Source organism: Alteromonas sp. G4i13 (assembly GCF_054960505.1).
The window spans coordinates 91,176-107,077 of record NZ_JBHNYX010000002.1 but is presented as its reverse complement, the minus strand read 5'-3'; the positions used below and the strand labels follow the sequence as shown (position 1 = coordinate 107,077).

Below are 15,902 nucleotides of genomic sequence, written 5' to 3'. Positions count from 1 at the left end.
AGAATGCTAAAAGTAGTCTCTTGGATGTTAGCTTTCTCTAGCTCATCATTCGCCACTGATAGTGAGCTTCCAAAGCCTCTCGGCATCGTTGAAAAGCAAGGCGGAGAGGTGATAAGTCGCTTTGATGCGCCATCCCAAATGACAGGCTATGTCATTGACTTCAAAGGTAATGCAATCACGGTTTATGTCACGGAAGATGGTCAGTATATGTTGGCTGGAAAAATGTTCGACGCAAACGGACAAGATGTTGGAGCTAACGAATTAAATAACTACATAAACGGTGCGCAAAGCGAAAAAATATGGCAGCAGTTGAGTGAGTCGAGTTGGGTTTTAGATGGTAACCCTAATGCTAGTAGAGTTGTCTATGCCTTTACCGATCCGAACTGCCCTTATTGTCAAAAGTTTTGGCAGCAGGCCCGACCGTGGGTTGACGCCGGTAATGTTCAAATTCGGCATATCCTGGTCGGTATATTGAAGGCTGATAGTTATGGAAAATCTGCAGCCATTCTTAGCGCAGAAAACCCTAGTGAGATTCTTCACAACCATGAAGCTGGTCAATTAGCGCCGCTTAAGCCTTTGAATAACCCGACACCAGAGGTGAAAAAGGAGCTTGATGACAACCACAGGCTTATGCGACGACTGAGCCTTTCCGCTACGCCTGCCATTTATTTTAGGGATGAGTCTGGTGCTGTGAAATTACAAATGGGGCTTCCGACCACAGCTCAATTAGAAACGGTGCTAGGCGATTGAAGATAAAGGGAGAGACGGAATTAACAATGGGTACAAAATGTTCCCTTAAGTCAGGAGCTACATTTACTATTTATCTCAGATAAAAACCTTCAGTAATCTCATTTGAATCGTTTACGTATATTACTAATCAAAATTAAAAGAGATATCCGTACATGAGAAAAGTTGTTATTGGAACCCATGATGAAGGGCTTAAAAGATTAAAGACGACAGACGTTGACGAGCCTCAAACAGTTGGAAGTAAAGAAATTAAAGTACGTGTTCATGCGAGTTCATTGAATTACCATGACCTTAGCGTTGCTAATGGCACTATTCCTACGGCGCAGAATCGTGTACCTCTGTCTGATTGCTCTGGCATCATTACTCAAGTTGGTGAGGACGTTGATGAGTTCAAGGAGGGCGATCATGTTGTGTCGACATTTTTTCCGGATTGGCTGAACGGTGAACCTAGGTGTAGCGATTTCAGTCGAACGCCTGGTGATGGCCTTGACGGATACGCAACAGAATATGTCGTTCGACCAGCCACATGGTTTACTAAAGCTCCACAAGGATGGAGCCATGCAGAGGCCGCCACAATTACAACGGCAGGGTTAACAGCGTGGAGAGCATTAGTTGTTGAGGGGAAGCTAAAAGCTGGCGACAAGGTGCTGTTGCTAGGTACTGGTGGTGTCTCAATATACGCACTTCAAATAGCCAAAGCGATGGGGGCATATGTGGCTATCACTTCCTCCTCGGATGAAAAGCTTGCAAAGGCTAAAGCCCTTGGCGCTGATTTCACCGTGAACTATAAAGCAGAACCCGAGTGGGGGAGTGCGGTTAACGCGTGGAGCGGAGAAAAAGGTGTAGACCACGTCGTGGAAGTGGGTGGGCCCGCTACCCTAGCACAGTCAATCAATGCGTGTCGTGTGAATGGAAATATTGTCCTCATTGGCGTATTGACCGGCGTGAAAGGAGATGTTCCAACAGCAGCGCTGATGGCAAAGCAGATCAATCTTAAAGGGATTATTGTTGGGAGCAGGGAGCATCAAAATGACTTCGTAAATGCCCTAGAGGCGAGCGGAATAAAGCCTGTAATTGAAACAAGTTTTTCACTCGATGAACTCGCTAAAGCGTTTGAATATGAGGTTAATGGCAAACACTTTGGCAAGATTTGTATTGATATCTAAGAGTGCTGGCATTGTTTGTGACGCTATCAAAGGTAATGCTTTGCAAATCAAGTGATGCATTGATAACAAGACTTCTTTGTCATCGTTGGATCATTGGCAGTTAAGTCGCCACTTGAATTAAATGATAATGGGTTAAGTGTACCAGCGATGTTTCTCAACAGACTTCAAAAGCAAAAAGCCTTCCACACGGAAGGCTTTTAAATATCAATTATGCTCAGACTTAGACTATGTAAAAATGCTAATTTTTACTCAAACTCAAACTCAAACTCAAACTTCACCTTCATCTGGTTGAGCTAAATGTTCCAGCCTTTCTTTAATCGCGAGTACAGGTATCGCCACACGCATAGGGCAAAAACGATAAACGCACTGTCTATAATGAGCGAGTTCATCACTAGTGAACTGGGGTAGTGAACAACAAAGTGAGTAATTGCCAATACAACTAACAAGGTGGCGAGACAATTCAACAGCATTAAGTGGGTTTTCATAAGCACTTTTTGCATTAGTGAAGCGATAAGAATAGCTGTCAATGTTACCCAGAAAACAGGTTTTGTGGGCAGCGCCAGCGTTAACTCTAACAATGCAGCCCAAATAAATGCGATAGGCGTGCCCCACACAAAACCGAGCCAAAGCTGGTTTAAGGCATCTTGCTTAGCGCGTTTTGCCAGCCACAAATTTATGCCGGTAACAGAGATAATGGTTAACGCGAACCCCATTAATCCGAAGAATATCTTCATTGCTTCTGGACCAAAGTGGCCGAAGTGTATGCGATATACAGAAAATATCGCTTGTTGGCCAGCATCACCATCTGAATAACCGACTTTATCGATGTATTGTCCACTGGCATCAAAGCGGTATTGTTCTGAATAAATGAGCTTATCCAAGTGCTGAGAGCCGAGCAAAATATACTGATTGTCTTTGGTCGCGTTTTCCAAAGTAACAAAAATGGGCTGGGTATTGGGCTCCATTTTCATTATGTCGGTCAGCGCTTTTTCTATATTCGCAATGGCTGGCTGATGTTCAAGCTGAATTGATGAACCATAAATGTCGGCAAACAGATCAAGCTTGTTTCCTTCATATAAGGTATCGGCATAAATGGACGTTAAAAACGATGCTAAACCAAAATAAACGCCGGTTAGTGCAATCATCAAGTGAAAAGGCAAGCCCCACACGCTCATTCTGTTGTGTAAGTCGCCTTGTGTAAGTTGCTCGTTGTTACCTGTTCGCAAGCGAAAGGCATCTTTAAAAATACGTCTGTGAGCAACAATGCCAGAGATAATCAATGCACTCAAAATAGCACCCAATACACTGACGGCCATCATTCCGATGTCTTCTGGCAAATGAAGAGCGGTGTGTAAATCAACGATTAAATCAGTAATAGGTGTTGTGGATGGTTCACTTAATTCGCCGGTTGGAGAAATATTCCAATACTCACCGTCTGCACTAATGCGTGCGCGTGGCAAATCGTGCGTAGGCAAGCGAATGACAATGTTTCCCTGTGTTTGACCCTCTTTCATTGTGAGAAAGCGTTCATAAGCATTTTGAATGCTGCCAGGGGTGTAATCTAGATTATCTGCAATATGGGGTTGTTCCCACCGCAGAAGTTCTTGAGAGAAAACAGATAAAGTGCCTGAAAAGCACACCCAATACATCAATACACTAACGGCTAGTCCTAACCAAGCGTGACTTTTTAAGGCGCTTTTATTTGCGCTGGGAGAAATAGAAATACTCATTTTATATACTATACAAGTAGAAGTAACTTAACGCGCTAAGTACACTCAACACCCCAACCGGGCGCCATAGTTTACTGTCTGCACACAGCCAGTATGCGCCACATCCCCATAAAAGAGGCATGGTGTAAATTCCAAGTGCAATCTGATTCACTTTGCTCATGCTAAGTGCTGTTGTCCACACTACAGTAACTAACATGGCGCAAATAGCACTTAAAAACACACTGCCAAGTAGTTTTACAAGGGCGTTAAAAGCAATAGAGGTAGACGGGGTAGTCAATCCAGATGCGAACGGTAAATTGACGCGTTTTACATCTTTACTTATTCGTTGTCGGGCGAGATAAATCCAACTCCATGCTTGTAACGAGAAAGCGACCACTGCGTAACAGGTACCTAATTCAGGGCCGTACTCTGTAACCCAAAGGCTTAAACTCGCCAGCATTAACAACAATGCCGAGAGTTTAGATATACGTTTAAAGGCGATCTGTGTGCTTTGCCAAGCGCGGTAAAACAAACCTATCGCCAATGCGCTGCCTAAAAAGGCAGCGATTGACAGCAGCATAACTTAATCCGTTAAAAATTGAATGAAGCAGACAGTCTGAATGTCCGAGGTTCACTTAATACAAGGTAGTTTGAGCCAGGGAAGCCTCCTACCGACGCCCAGTAATTATTGTCAAAGACGTTATCTACACGAGCGCGAAGTGTGATGTCGGTCATTCCTGCAAAGAAGCTGTAACGAACGCCTAAATCGAAACGATTGGATGCATCGACTTCAAGGCTATTATCGGCACTGGCATATTGTTTCGATGTATAGGCCGCACGTGCATCGACAGTAAGCCCTGGAAGGGCATCAACATCCCACTCAATATTAATGTTAGCTTGTAAATCAGGAACACCAATGGCCGTTTTGCCATCTAGTGTACCGTCTTGAGTTTTCGTCATTTCCGCATCGAGCCAAGTGAATCCGCCCAAAACACGTAAATTTGAAGTTGGCATGCCAAATACGCTTAACTCAAGCCCTTGGTTTTGCTGTTCACCATCGGTACTGAAAACATTGTCTTTAATAATTGAGCTTTGCTTTGAGGTGTTGAAAACACTCAATGAACCACCGTATTGGCCAGCATCATATTTCACACCTACTTCTATTTGCTCGGCGCTGTATGGGTCAAAAGCTTCACCCGCGTTTTCAATTGGTTCACCACCGCTTGATGCAGGCGCTACCTCACCAGGAAGCAGCCCCTCGATATAGTTGGCGTAATAAGACACCTGTTCTGACGATTTATAAACAATGCCCACAACCGGCGTGAATTGAGATTCGTCGTACCCTGACAACTCATCACCTGTATTGTAATCAAAGGTGCGGGTTTCAATGTTTTGAACACGGCCACCAAGGGTTAAGAGAATTTTTCCATCGTTAAACGAAATCATGTCTGCAAGAGCAAAACTAGAAAGGTCTGTTTTTTCTGTGATTAGTGGGTTGCTAAGGTCGCCACCAATAAAGAAGTCAGCATCGGGCACGGTTGCCGTTACCGGGTTATAAATATTTCCAGCAAAGCCGCTAAAATCTGAAAACGCATAGGCATTTTCAGATTCTAGAAAAAACGTTGATGCAGACGTAATGATCGTGTGTCCCACGCTTGCGGTTTTGAATTCGATATTGAGACCCACTTCACCTGAGCGAATTTCATCATTTCTAACGTTATCAAAACGGTAAGCGGAAAAGTCGCCATTTGCTTCTGCCTGTCTAGGGTTAGCAAACACATTATCTTCTTCACCCGATCTGAAACCATACGCCGCCCATGCAGTGATGTTGTCGGTAAAATCGTATTCTCCACGAACCGCACCGAAAAATTGACGCTCGTTAGTGTAAGTCCACTCTTGGGCAAAATTGGTGTCGCTGTCAGGCGCTTCTGGAATTGCACTGCCAGGAGTGACTGCAGGGCGTGGTGAGTCAACCTGATGGTCTTGGTAGCCCAAATCCAAAGAAAGACGGAAGTTATCGCTATCGTGATCAATGCCAATAGCAGCAACGCTCAATTCACGATCTTGGTTATCGATACTTGTTTCGCCGCCTCGTTGTACAAAGTTAGCTCTTACGCCGGTACTTTGACTGTCGTCGCCAAATCTGCGGCTAACATCTGCTGCGCCATACCAATGTCCTTGAGACTCGTATCCAAGTGTTACACGGTTTAATGGGTCATCGCCCGCGCGCTTAGGTACTATATTTACCGAACCACCTAAGCCGCTTCCTCCCGGTGCTGCGCCGTTTAGAAATGCACTGGCACCACGGAAAACCTCAACGCGTTCTGACAACTCTGCAGCAACATATTGGCGAGGTAAAACACCGTACAATCCGTTGTAAGTCATATCGTCAGAATAAACGGGAAACCCGCGCATTACGTATAGCTCTTGAAAATTACCGAAGCCTTTTGCCACACGAACCACCGGATCGTTTTGCAACACATCGGCGATACTTCTTGCTTGCTGTTCCCTTATGATGTCTGCGGTAAAGTTGGTGCTTGCAAATGGAGAGTCCATCATGTCGAGATTACCTAAAATACCCGCACGACCACCGCGAGATACTTGGCCTCCTGCAAAGCTATCTCGTAATTCAACCTGAGATGCATCAACAGTAATATGCTCAATGTCATCATTATTATTATTTTTTTCTGTCTGTGCATATACAGGCGCGCCTGCACACGACAGGCCGATCATCACGGCCAAGGCACTTTTAAGCAAATTCATGGGAGCTCCAAAAATCAAAAGACAACGAATATGATAACTATTTTCATTTTAAAAAGGCAGGATATGTTCCTTTAAAATATGCATTTCGTCTTTTATTTGAAGAGGACTATCGTGCTTTGTGCCTAGATTTTAGGTAAAAGTCCGCACACGCTGCTATCCATGCAACGTGGTTGATGGGGCGAAAAGAGTGAAATTATTTTGACTCGAGAAGTTTAATCCAGTGATCAAATACGCCCAGATTCTCGAGTATGATCTTAAAACACATTAGAATAGGCACGGCGAGTAAAACGCCTACCACACCCCATAGCCAACCCGTTATTGCTATCCAAATTATGATTATTAACGGGTTAAGCTGCATACTTCTTCCTAGCACCGCAGGCGTGATGAGTTGTGATTCAATAATATTCAATACTAAAAACAGACCCGCAGGCAGAAATGCACTGCTGGTAAGCCCAAACTGCACAAGCCCAACTACCAGCAATACCACGCAGCTCGCCACACCACCCAAGTAAGGGACAAAGTTCATCAGCGCAACCAACGCTCCCCAAAGTAACGCATCGTCTATTCCTAAATAGTAAAACACGCCTGCTGTAGCTAGCCCTAAGCAAGAGTTTATGATGCTGATGGTGACGATATACGAAGACAGCTCCCGTTGAATTTGATCTACCAACACCAGCGTTCGTCGCTTGTTAGTAACTATGGGGAAGTCTCTTACAAAAACATTGAATAGGTTGGGGCCAAAAACCAACAAGAAGAAAATTAAAACGATACAGGCGAGCACCTGTGCCAGTAAAAATGGCGCGTTACTGAAGAGTGTGAGCCCAATATCTATTCCGCTTTGTTTAATTTTGTCCGTCACAGAGTTTGTGTTGTCTTGTGATGGAGAAAGTTCAGGTGACTTTTCATCGTCACCAAACCAGCTAAAGAATGAACGTTCTTTTTCAACGGGTTCAGCTGGAGGCGTTGCATAAGCGTCGATGTTGCTGCTTATCTCTTCAATTTCTTTGGATATCTCGGCAGCAATTTTGGGGAGAGATTGCATCCAGCGTTCTGCCGGCTCAGCAAGCTCTATACCTAAAAATGTAAACGGCGCGACCAGCAAGACAATCAGGGCTCCTGCTGACAGGGTACGAGGTATGAATAACTTGCGTGCGAATGCAACAAGAGGGCTCAAAAGCAGAGCAACAAAGGCGGAAAAGAAAAGAGGAACAAGTAAAGATTTGGCAAGGTACAACGTATAAATGACAGCAAAAATCACAAGAATATTTAGCAGTCTGGTTTGTTGGGCTATTTTGGGGAACTTCCCAGCATACTTCCCGTTCCCTTTATCTTGATTCGAGCCAGCGTTGTCCATGTCTTAGCCTTGGTAGAAAGTGATCTTGGTAGAGCTTTTACTTGTAACAGCGTAAGTGTTACGAAAATTTAATCATTTAAGTTCACTTACCGCACCGCTAGAGAAGTCGCTTTGTACTGCTTAACGTAAATCGTTAGCTAAATAGTGATTTCTACTTTAGTATAATTTTTTCTACATTATTTGAGCGAATTATGTCTGAGCCAATAAGTAAGGCTTCATCTTCTTTTACCGACGACATCCCCTTTCAAGCTCTTATAGAAAATATAACTGATGCGGTGATATTTGCCGATGTTAAAGGCAATGTTATTTACGCTAACCATCAGGCCCGTTCCATCTGTGGATTAGACAAATCTGATCTCTTTGACAGCTCGGTGTTTAGTTTGTTTCCCCAGTCGCAAGTACCGAATATTACTCAGCAGTTTGAACTGGCAATAAAACAGGAATCCGGTAAAACAACGGAAATTCGGTTTGGTATTGACCACGCCTGGTTCAAGCTCACCATTTTCCCCGTTGCGGCAGGTGTAGTGGGGTTTTCGTTTCATGACTTCTCTATGAAGCGCAGGCTACAGATCATTTCTCAGTCTCAAAGAGACGCCATGAGACTCGCGTTATCTGGCGCTACACTAGAAGATGTGTTGACCGTTTTAGTCAATGCAGTAGAAAAGGTGACAGATTTTCAAGCTGTAAGTGGAATATCCTTGGTATCTGAAGATGGGTTATCACTCATTAGCGCGGCTGCACCGTCGATGCCAGAAGAAACTAGGCGGTACTTCAAGAATATTACAATTGATGAACTAACGCCGTTAGGACAGTGTTGTCAAACTCGTGATGTGGTAAATGTTCATTTCAACGCCCAAACTGATTCGAGTGATTTTAGTCTCTCCACTCAGGCATTAGGACTTCAATCATTTTGGTGTCGTCCCATTTTATCTGCAGAAAGTCGCACGGTACTGGGTACCTTCTGTTTATTTCATCGCGAGCGATTTACCCCATTACCCGATGACATTGACGTCATTAATGCACTGTCTAAAACCGCTGCAATCATTATTGAGCGCAACAACGAAAATCGCGCCCGACGGGTTGCGGAGTCGGCGTTACTAGAGAACATTGAGTCTTTTAATAAACAGCGCAGGCTTTACGAAACGGCTCTGTCGAATACGCCCGATTTGCTTTATATCTTCGACCTTGAGGGGCATTTTACGTATGCCAACGACGCGTTGCTGCAAATGTGGGGGCTGAGTTGGGACGAAGCGATTGGCAAAACATGTTTAGAGCTTGGGTATGAACCTTGGCATGCAGATATGCACATGCAGGAGATTCGTCAGGTAATTGAAACAAAGCAACCAATTCGTAGTGATGTTCCTTTTACCGGTACTCATGGTCGCCGTATATATGACTACATATTTGTTCCTGTTATTGGTGAAGACGGAAACGTTGAAGCCATTGCTGGTTCGACGCGAGATGTTACTGAGCGTAAACACGCTGAAGAAATGGCCAAGCGAGCAGAGTCTCGCAGACGCTTAGCACTGGAAGCATCACACAGCTTTGGTATTTGGGATTGGGATATTAAGCAAAACTTGTTCACGGCAGATGAGCGTTTGGGAGAACTCTTTAACCTCAGTAGCGATGAAGCTGAAAACGGTGTAGCCATTGAAGTGCCCAAACAATATATCCACCCAGACGATTTAGCTGCGTGTGAAGCTGCTATTTGTGAAAGTATTAATAACCGCACCCCATTTGATGAAGAATACCGTATCTTACAAAAAGACGGCACTGTCCGCTGGGCTTCCTTCAGAGGACGAGCCATTTATAACAGCTCTGGCGAGCCGGAGCGTTTTCCGGGAGTAGGTGTAGACACCACGAGAGAACGAAATGCGATAGACGCGCTTCAAGAGGCCGATCGCCGCAAAGATGAGTTCCTTGCTACGTTGGCACATGAATTACGTAATCCGCTTGCACCAATTCGCAATGCGTTGGAAATTCTGCAGTCAGACGACTACAGCCAAAATCAGAAGAGTGAGGCGTTCGGTCGAGTCGAACGACAAGTAACGCAAATGATACGGCTTGTCGATGACCTTATGGATGTGTCACGAATTACCCGAGGGAAAATTCGAATTCATCGAAAACCTGTGAACTTGTGTGAGATTTTGGGTACGGCGATTGAGACTATTCAGCCCCTGATTGATGAAAAACAGCATACGCTGCTGGTGGAAAAAGTAGCAGAGCCTGTTTGGGTAAACGGAGACCTTATTCGGTTGTCGCAGATTTTCTCGAATATTATCAACAATGCTGCAAAGTACACTCCACCGGGTGGCAATATCGAGGTCTGCATTAGTACTTGCGACGGTAAGGTAACCATTGCATTTAAAGACAATGGAGAGGGCATTCCAGCAGACAAACTTAAATCGGTTTTCGATATGTTTACTCAGGTAGATGGTGCCCTTGAACGTTCTCAAGGCGGGTTGGGGATTGGTCTTACTCTGGTGAAGAAACTCACTGAATTACACGATGGAACGGTAATTGTGCAAAGTGATGGCGTTGATAAAGGTACAACGTTTATCGTTACCTTACCCGTTTTAAGTAAAGTACCCAAATTAGCCAGTAAACCGGAAAAGGCCCATGACGTAGTAGACGCTACCGCTGAAAAGCTCAACGTTTTAATTGCCGATGATAATCAAGATGCCGCTATTACCATGGGATGGATATTGGAGGTAAAAGGGTGTCAGGTTCAAGTAGTGGAGGATGGGCCATCTGCATTAAAGACTGTCGCGTCTTTCACGCCCGATTTAGTGTTGCTGGATATCGGCATGCCGGGTATGAATGGTTACGAATTATGTACGGCACTTCGTCAAAATCGCGCGTTAGCTGACGCAGTATTTGTCGCGCAAACGGGGTGGGGACAACCATCGCACATCCAGCGTTCGAAAGAAGCTGGATTTGACCATCACCTTGTTAAACCTTTGGATTTGAGCGACCTTGAACCTATCGTGGCAGAAGCTTGGCGGGCAAAGCGCAAACAGTAAATTATGCTGTCGATAAAAGTGGGCTGCTTTTCGTCTGATATTGTTGTAAATCGTTTCGCGTTACCAAACGGCACGATGCGCCATAGGGCTTTAAAGCTGTATTGATTGTCAGCTATAAACCTTCGATGGTGTTACAGGTAACACATTCGATAATATCGCAACGGTGTTGTGATCTTTCTGAGTAAGAAAGGTACTACTAAAACCATGCACGGATTAATTTCTTAATGGAGAGTACTAATGCCCCGCATTACTCGTCGTCACTTCCTTCAACTAGCCGGCTCAGGTTTGCTGGTTGCGCACAGTCCTTATTTAATGGCACAGCCTTCGAAAAGGAAAATAGGCGTGGCGCTGTTAGGGTTGGGCAATTACAGCACAAATTTACTCGCACCTGCCTTACAGGACACTAAACACTGTGAATTACGGGGGATAATTACGGGGAGTGAGAGTAAAATCCCGCAGTGGCAGAAAAAGTACGGCATTAAAGACAGTAATGTGTACACGTACAGCACCATGGAAGATATTGCGAATAATGACGATATTGACGTTATTTATGTCGTAACGCCTACCGGAACACACAAGGACTTTGCGGTACAAGCCGCAAATACTGGAAAGCATGTGTGGTGTGAAAAGCCAATGGCCATGGATAGCGAGGAATGCCAAGCTATCATCGATGCGTGTGACAAAAATGGCGTGCAGTTGTCGATAGGTTATCGCATGCAGCACGAACCCAATACCCGCACTTTTCATCAGTATCTTGAAACCAAGCCGTATGGAAACTTGACCGCGGTATCGAGCTTTGCTGGTTATGCAGGACAAGGAAGAGCGCCTGACAACTGGCGAATGAAAAAGCACATGGGCGGCGGTGCACTCTATGATATGGGCGTTTACGCGATAAACGGCGCGCGCTTTTTAACGGGCCGTGAGCCATTAGCGGTAACGGGAAGTCATCCACCACAGCGCTTTCCAGAGAAGTTTACTGAGGTTGATGAAACGACCTTGTTTACGATGGATTTCGGCGACGGACTAGTGGCCGATTGCGGAACCAGTGTAGTGAAAGGGTTCAATCATTTTAAAGCTGATTGTGAAAAGGGCTGGTATCAACTTAAACCCATGCAGAGCTACAGCGGGGTAACGGGCACCACGTCTGATGGAAAAACGCTGGCTCCTATAAACGGTATGCAGCAAACGCTGCAAATGGATAACGATGCACTGGCCATATTAACTAGACGACAGCCTATGGTGACTGGCGATGAAGGTCTGGCCGATATCCGCATTGTGAACGCTATATTCAAGGCGGCGAAAACAGGGGAAACGGTAGCGTTATAAGGCGCTTTACGCGAATACGCTACCGGACAGTGAATGCCATTTGCTCATTTTGCGACTGGGTCTACCAGACTTTTGTGTCTTAGTTACCGTTCATCAAGAAGGTTAATTAGCGCTTCCAAGTCCTTTTTGTCAGCTAATTCACTAAACCATTGGGACAGTTCCGTTGCCTGAATTAGCCCCATTATGGCCCCCAATACAAAACCGCGGTGCACGTTGTCGCCCCCCACGTTGGTGTTCGCAATCAACGCCTTTTTAGGCGTATCAGCATAACGGTAAGCGAAGTACAAAACGGCGGGCCACGCGTCTGAGATATAACACGCTGGCGAATACATACGCCCAACAATTTCGATATCGCTTTTGTTTTTTGCCGCTATCGCAGCCAAATTCATGTGCGCAGATTTACGGGCAATATCTTCTAAAATGGCCTTGGCTGATTCACCTTCGCGATGCACTAATTTGTAGATTAACTCCACATAGAAATCGCACACCGATGCTAAAGACTCATCTGGGTGAGTTAAATAAAGGTGACTACGACACAGGCGTTTGACGTCCTCAAGGGCTGTGCTTTTGCTTGCTTCTACTACCGCCAAAGGTGTTACCGACACAAAAGCGCCTATTGAAGCCGTATCATGTGTAACCGCCCCACATTTGTGTGCTGGAGTACCTTGTTCTAAGTTCGCAAAAAAGCCTCTGTGATAAGACTCAGCGTATGTGTCAGGATGTTTAGGTTCATCAGCGCGCATAAAGCTAATATATTGAGTTAAAAACTCGTTTTCGTCATACCCTTTAAGTGCGCATGATAAAACGATACGCGCGCAATGTGCATTGAGTGTATTTTCTCCCGCTTTCATACCATGATGGTAATGAATGTTGTCCTTGCCCCAATACTGCCTTTTACCTTTGAGAATAACGTCGCCCACTATCTCTTTTTGATTTGCAGATGCCTTATTCGCGCGCCCACCTTGCTGCGTGGAATGTAGCGACATTATTGAAGACGGATGAAATGATGGCGCATCCTCAAATTGCTCTATCCCTAACGGAAATGCCTTATAAATATCTGCTGGGTTGTAATACCAATGTACCGGCATAGCCAACGCGTCGCCGATAAACGCGTTCTTGAGTGCCGCTTTTGCTCGTTTGATTGACAGTGAAGACATTTCTTTAAGCCTACCTCTTACGCAGTACTGTGCGGGATTGAATAATCAAGTACCTTTAAATTACGCACTGTAGGTCGAAAATGATCGTTCTAATGCTCATCGAAAAGCGACTTGTTGCGGATATATTTTCGCATGTAGTGATAGGTAATTGGGCGTAACAACCAGCTGTGAAGCGACATCAAAAAGCGTTTATGGGTAGGCGTGTTTTCGTAAATTTTATCATCGTGCAGCCACAGCATCTTGCCAACGTGCCAGAAGTAAAAAGGGAAGGGCGGCATAAAGGTTATTACATCTAAATCGCAGCAAATGCGATACGTTCTATGGTGTAGCGTGTAGTGCTTATACCAAGAGCGCGTGCCCACTGCGGGCTGTCCGAAAGTCACTACCCTTTTTACTGACTTTGCGTATAAACGCTCAAAGTAATCAGCCATTAATACCGCTACTGCGCCGCCGGACGAATGGCCAATGAATGTAAAGCGCTTGCCTTGCTGCCTAAGTGGTTCAAGCACTTTTACAAGTAGCTCTCTCAGTGGTAATGCTTCATTAGATGTCTTAGTGCTGGAATACATAGGTTGAGCCAATAGCCGCGCAAACCCCCAGTGGACCCAGAATTTTCTGTTTAACTGATTGAGTTTGTTTGGGATGAAGAATAAATTCGCTAGCCAATCTCTTACTCCCAATGAGCCGCGAAAAACGATAATGACCTCTTTTTTATTCTCGACCCACAAGATTCTTACGCTCATTCTGCCGTACTTATCGACTAGCTGGCGTTCATAAAAAGGATCTAAGATTTTTTGGTATTGCTCGTCGGCATCAGGGTAGGCGAGTTGGCAGAGAATGGCATATCTTTCATATTGATAGCGTTTCAATTTCTTCATGAAAACTCGTATTGGAGCATTTAGCGTTTTTGAAGCTGAGCCGTTGAAGACTCTTTCACTGAATACTTCACGCTACAGGAAGTTTATTTCAGTGTTATGACGGGGCGCGTCATTTTTCTTTAAGTTGCTCAGAGTAAAGCCCCTTTTCACGGCAATACTCACTTAACTCAAACTCGCTCAATGCTGCTGTTTCTAAAACAATTGCGAACTTTTGCTCTGGTGACTAACCTTCTGAACTATTGCTACCTGCCAAACTAGAACCTGCTTGTAAATACTTATCTCGCCATGAATACAAAATAGATAAGTTGATACTCTCTAGCTTTGCGAATTGGCTTAATGATAAGCCACTTTCAACCAGCTTTCTAATGACGGTTTTCTTATGGTCTTCAGGATAATGCTTCACTAATAACTAACTTACCGCTCCTGTTATATTTTTATGAAAAACTGAGGCGACAACTATCCTGACACAGGGGGTATCGGGGAAAGCCTAAAAACGTGATGTTCCATAGCGACCAGGGATGTCATTATACGAGCCGAAAATTCCGTCAGCTAATTTGGCGGTATCGCTTAACACAAAGTATGAGTCGCAGGGGAAATTGTTGGGATATAGCCCGATGGAACGCTTTTTCAGAAGTCTCAAACCGAATGGGTTCCAACTACTGGTTACCGGAATTTTGCTGAAGCAAAGCAGAAGATTGGTGATTACATTTATGGCTATTACAGCCGACTGAGACCGCATTCATACAACGGTGGTCTAACACCGAATGAATCGGAGAAACGTTATTGGAATAGCTACAACGATGTGGCCAAAATGACTTGACCACTACAAGCTAAGTATCAGTTTGATTATTAACCAGCATGCTAAACTTGCGATGGCGTCATTTTCATTTTTGCCCATTCGGCAAATTCTTGATAGGTACAGCAATCGGAGAATCCCTTCCCATCACCTTCAACCACCCTATATATAAGCAAGTACTTATGCTTGCAATTATGTTTTCTTTCGTCTACAACCTGACGAACAGACCATAAACGCCCAGGTTGGTTATTTGTGTAGAATGCGCCCATTTCGAGCTCAAAACCGGCTATTAATTCTTCGTGTAAAATCGTATCAGCTAAGTCAATGATATGTTTAATTTGCTCGTCACTGGCATCAATAACCAATTCTGACCGGTTGATTGCCTCATGGATATGTCGCATTTTTATACGTCTCGTGTCAGGGTTATAGCCTATCCCCTTATATCGCATAAGACTTTGCGGGTAACGCCGCCAGTGAAAAAGATTGTTGAACAGTATCGCAACAGCAAACAGAATCATGCAGTTGATAATAGTTGGAGTGAGCACGTACCAATAACTTAAATCCGTTATCGCAGACCCACCAATTACAGCTGCCAAAGCGGTAGCACCACCTGGAGGATGTAATGAGCGAGATAGGTGCATAATAAATATCGAAAGCGACACTGCTACCGGAGCGGCAATAAAGAGATTTTCAATGTATTGTGCACTTGTAACGCCGACAATAGCAGAAAGAACATTGCCAGCGAAGAATGCCCATGGCGTCGATAGCTGGCCATGAGGAACAGCAAAAAGAAGGACCGTTGACGCTCCCATGGATGGTAAAATTGCCGCTGCTCCCTCCGTGCCTAGCAACCATGTTGTAAGAAAAAAGCATAAAAATATAGCTAGCATTCCACCGATAGTGGCAACGACTTTTTCTGATACAACTACGTTGTTTTGAAAACCCCAAAACCGTTTTAGTGTATTTAACATATATTCCTTTGT

Annotated in this window: 12 protein-coding genes and 1 pseudogene; 5 read left to right on the top strand and 8 right to left on the bottom strand. The window is 44.6% G+C overall.

Annotation, left to right across the window (positions count from 1 at the left end; all coding sequences use genetic code 11):
- Positions 1-3 precede the first annotated feature (3 nt).
- Complete coding sequence (dsbG, locus tag ACFI6J_RS01455) at positions 4-750, top strand: thiol:disulfide interchange protein DsbG (RefSeq protein ID WP_348670619.1); 747 nt, start codon at positions 4-6, stop codon at positions 748-750.
- Between the two features lie 152 nt (positions 751-902).
- The gene (locus ACFI6J_RS01450) at positions 903-1,913 is read left to right on the top strand and encodes an NAD(P)-dependent alcohol dehydrogenase (RefSeq protein WP_348670618.1); all 1,011 of its coding nucleotides are present in this window, start codon (positions 903-905) and stop codon (positions 1,911-1,913) included.
- 293 nt (positions 1,914-2,206) lie between these two features.
- On the opposite strand, the gene ACFI6J_RS01445 is transcribed toward ACFI6J_RS01450, so the two are convergent.
- From ACFI6J_RS01445 to ACFI6J_RS01430, 4 genes are all read right to left on the bottom strand, one after another.
- The gene (locus ACFI6J_RS01445; protein WP_348670617.1) at positions 2,207-3,643 is read right to left on the bottom strand and encodes a PepSY-associated TM helix domain-containing protein; all 1,437 of its coding nucleotides are present in this window, start codon (positions 3,641-3,643) and stop codon (positions 2,207-2,209) included.
- 1 nt (position 3,644) lies between these two features.
- Positions 3,645-4,202, bottom strand: coding sequence for a hypothetical protein (locus ACFI6J_RS01440; protein ID WP_049588169.1), 558 nt, complete (start codon positions 4,200-4,202; stop codon positions 3,645-3,647).
- A gap of 11 nt (positions 4,203-4,213) precedes the next feature.
- On the bottom strand, positions 4,214-6,385 hold the full coding sequence (locus ACFI6J_RS01435) for a TonB-dependent siderophore receptor (protein WP_348670616.1): 2,172 nt from the start codon (positions 6,383-6,385) through the stop codon (positions 4,214-4,216).
- 193 nt (positions 6,386-6,578) lie between these two features.
- The gene (locus ACFI6J_RS01430; RefSeq protein ID WP_348670615.1) at positions 6,579-7,739 is read right to left on the bottom strand and encodes an AI-2E family transporter; all 1,161 of its coding nucleotides are present in this window, start codon (positions 7,737-7,739) and stop codon (positions 6,579-6,581) included.
- Positions 7,740-7,930: 191 nt separating this feature from the next.
- Here ACFI6J_RS01430 and ACFI6J_RS01425 point away from each other — a divergent pair, with 191 nt between their 5' ends.
- Both ACFI6J_RS01425 and ACFI6J_RS01420 read left to right on the top strand, forming a co-directional pair.
- Entirely contained in the window at positions 7,931-10,762 is a 2,832-nt protein-coding gene (locus ACFI6J_RS01425; protein ID WP_462585619.1) for a hybrid sensor histidine kinase/response regulator, read from the top strand.
- A gap of 237 nt (positions 10,763-10,999) precedes the next feature.
- Complete coding sequence (locus ACFI6J_RS01420; protein WP_278343891.1) at positions 11,000-12,088, top strand: Gfo/Idh/MocA family protein; 1,089 nt, start codon at positions 11,000-11,002, stop codon at positions 12,086-12,088.
- An 83-nt stretch (positions 12,089-12,171) separates the two neighbouring features.
- On the opposite strand, the gene ACFI6J_RS01415 is transcribed toward ACFI6J_RS01420, so the two are convergent.
- The 3 genes from ACFI6J_RS01415 to ACFI6J_RS01405 all read right to left on the bottom strand — a co-directional run bounded on the left by ACFI6J_RS01415 (position 12,172) and on the right by ACFI6J_RS01405 (position 14,526).
- On the bottom strand, positions 12,172-13,245 hold the full coding sequence (locus tag ACFI6J_RS01415; protein WP_069944886.1) for an ADP-ribosylglycohydrolase family protein: 1,074 nt from the start codon (positions 13,243-13,245) through the stop codon (positions 12,172-12,174).
- Between the two features lie 89 nt (positions 13,246-13,334).
- Positions 13,335-14,123: a lipase family protein gene (locus tag ACFI6J_RS01410; protein ID WP_014950619.1), complete on the bottom strand. Its 789-nt coding sequence runs from the start codon at positions 14,121-14,123 to the stop codon at positions 13,335-13,337.
- A gap of 223 nt (positions 14,124-14,346) precedes the next feature.
- Complete coding sequence (locus ACFI6J_RS01405) at positions 14,347-14,526, bottom strand: transposase (RefSeq protein WP_053103825.1); 180 nt, start codon at positions 14,524-14,526, stop codon at positions 14,347-14,349.
- 74 nt (positions 14,527-14,600) lie between these two features.
- Between ACFI6J_RS01405 and ACFI6J_RS01400 the strand changes: the two are divergent.
- A pseudogene (locus tag ACFI6J_RS01400) lies at positions 14,601-14,943 on the top strand (integrase core domain-containing protein); the annotation flags it as partial.
- 41 nt (positions 14,944-14,984) lie between these two features.
- Here ACFI6J_RS01400 and ACFI6J_RS01395 read toward each other — a convergent pair.
- On the bottom strand, positions 14,985-15,890 hold the full coding sequence (locus ACFI6J_RS01395) for an HPP family protein (RefSeq protein WP_156078793.1): 906 nt from the start codon (positions 15,888-15,890) through the stop codon (positions 14,985-14,987).
- Positions 15,891-15,902 lie beyond the last annotated feature (12 nt).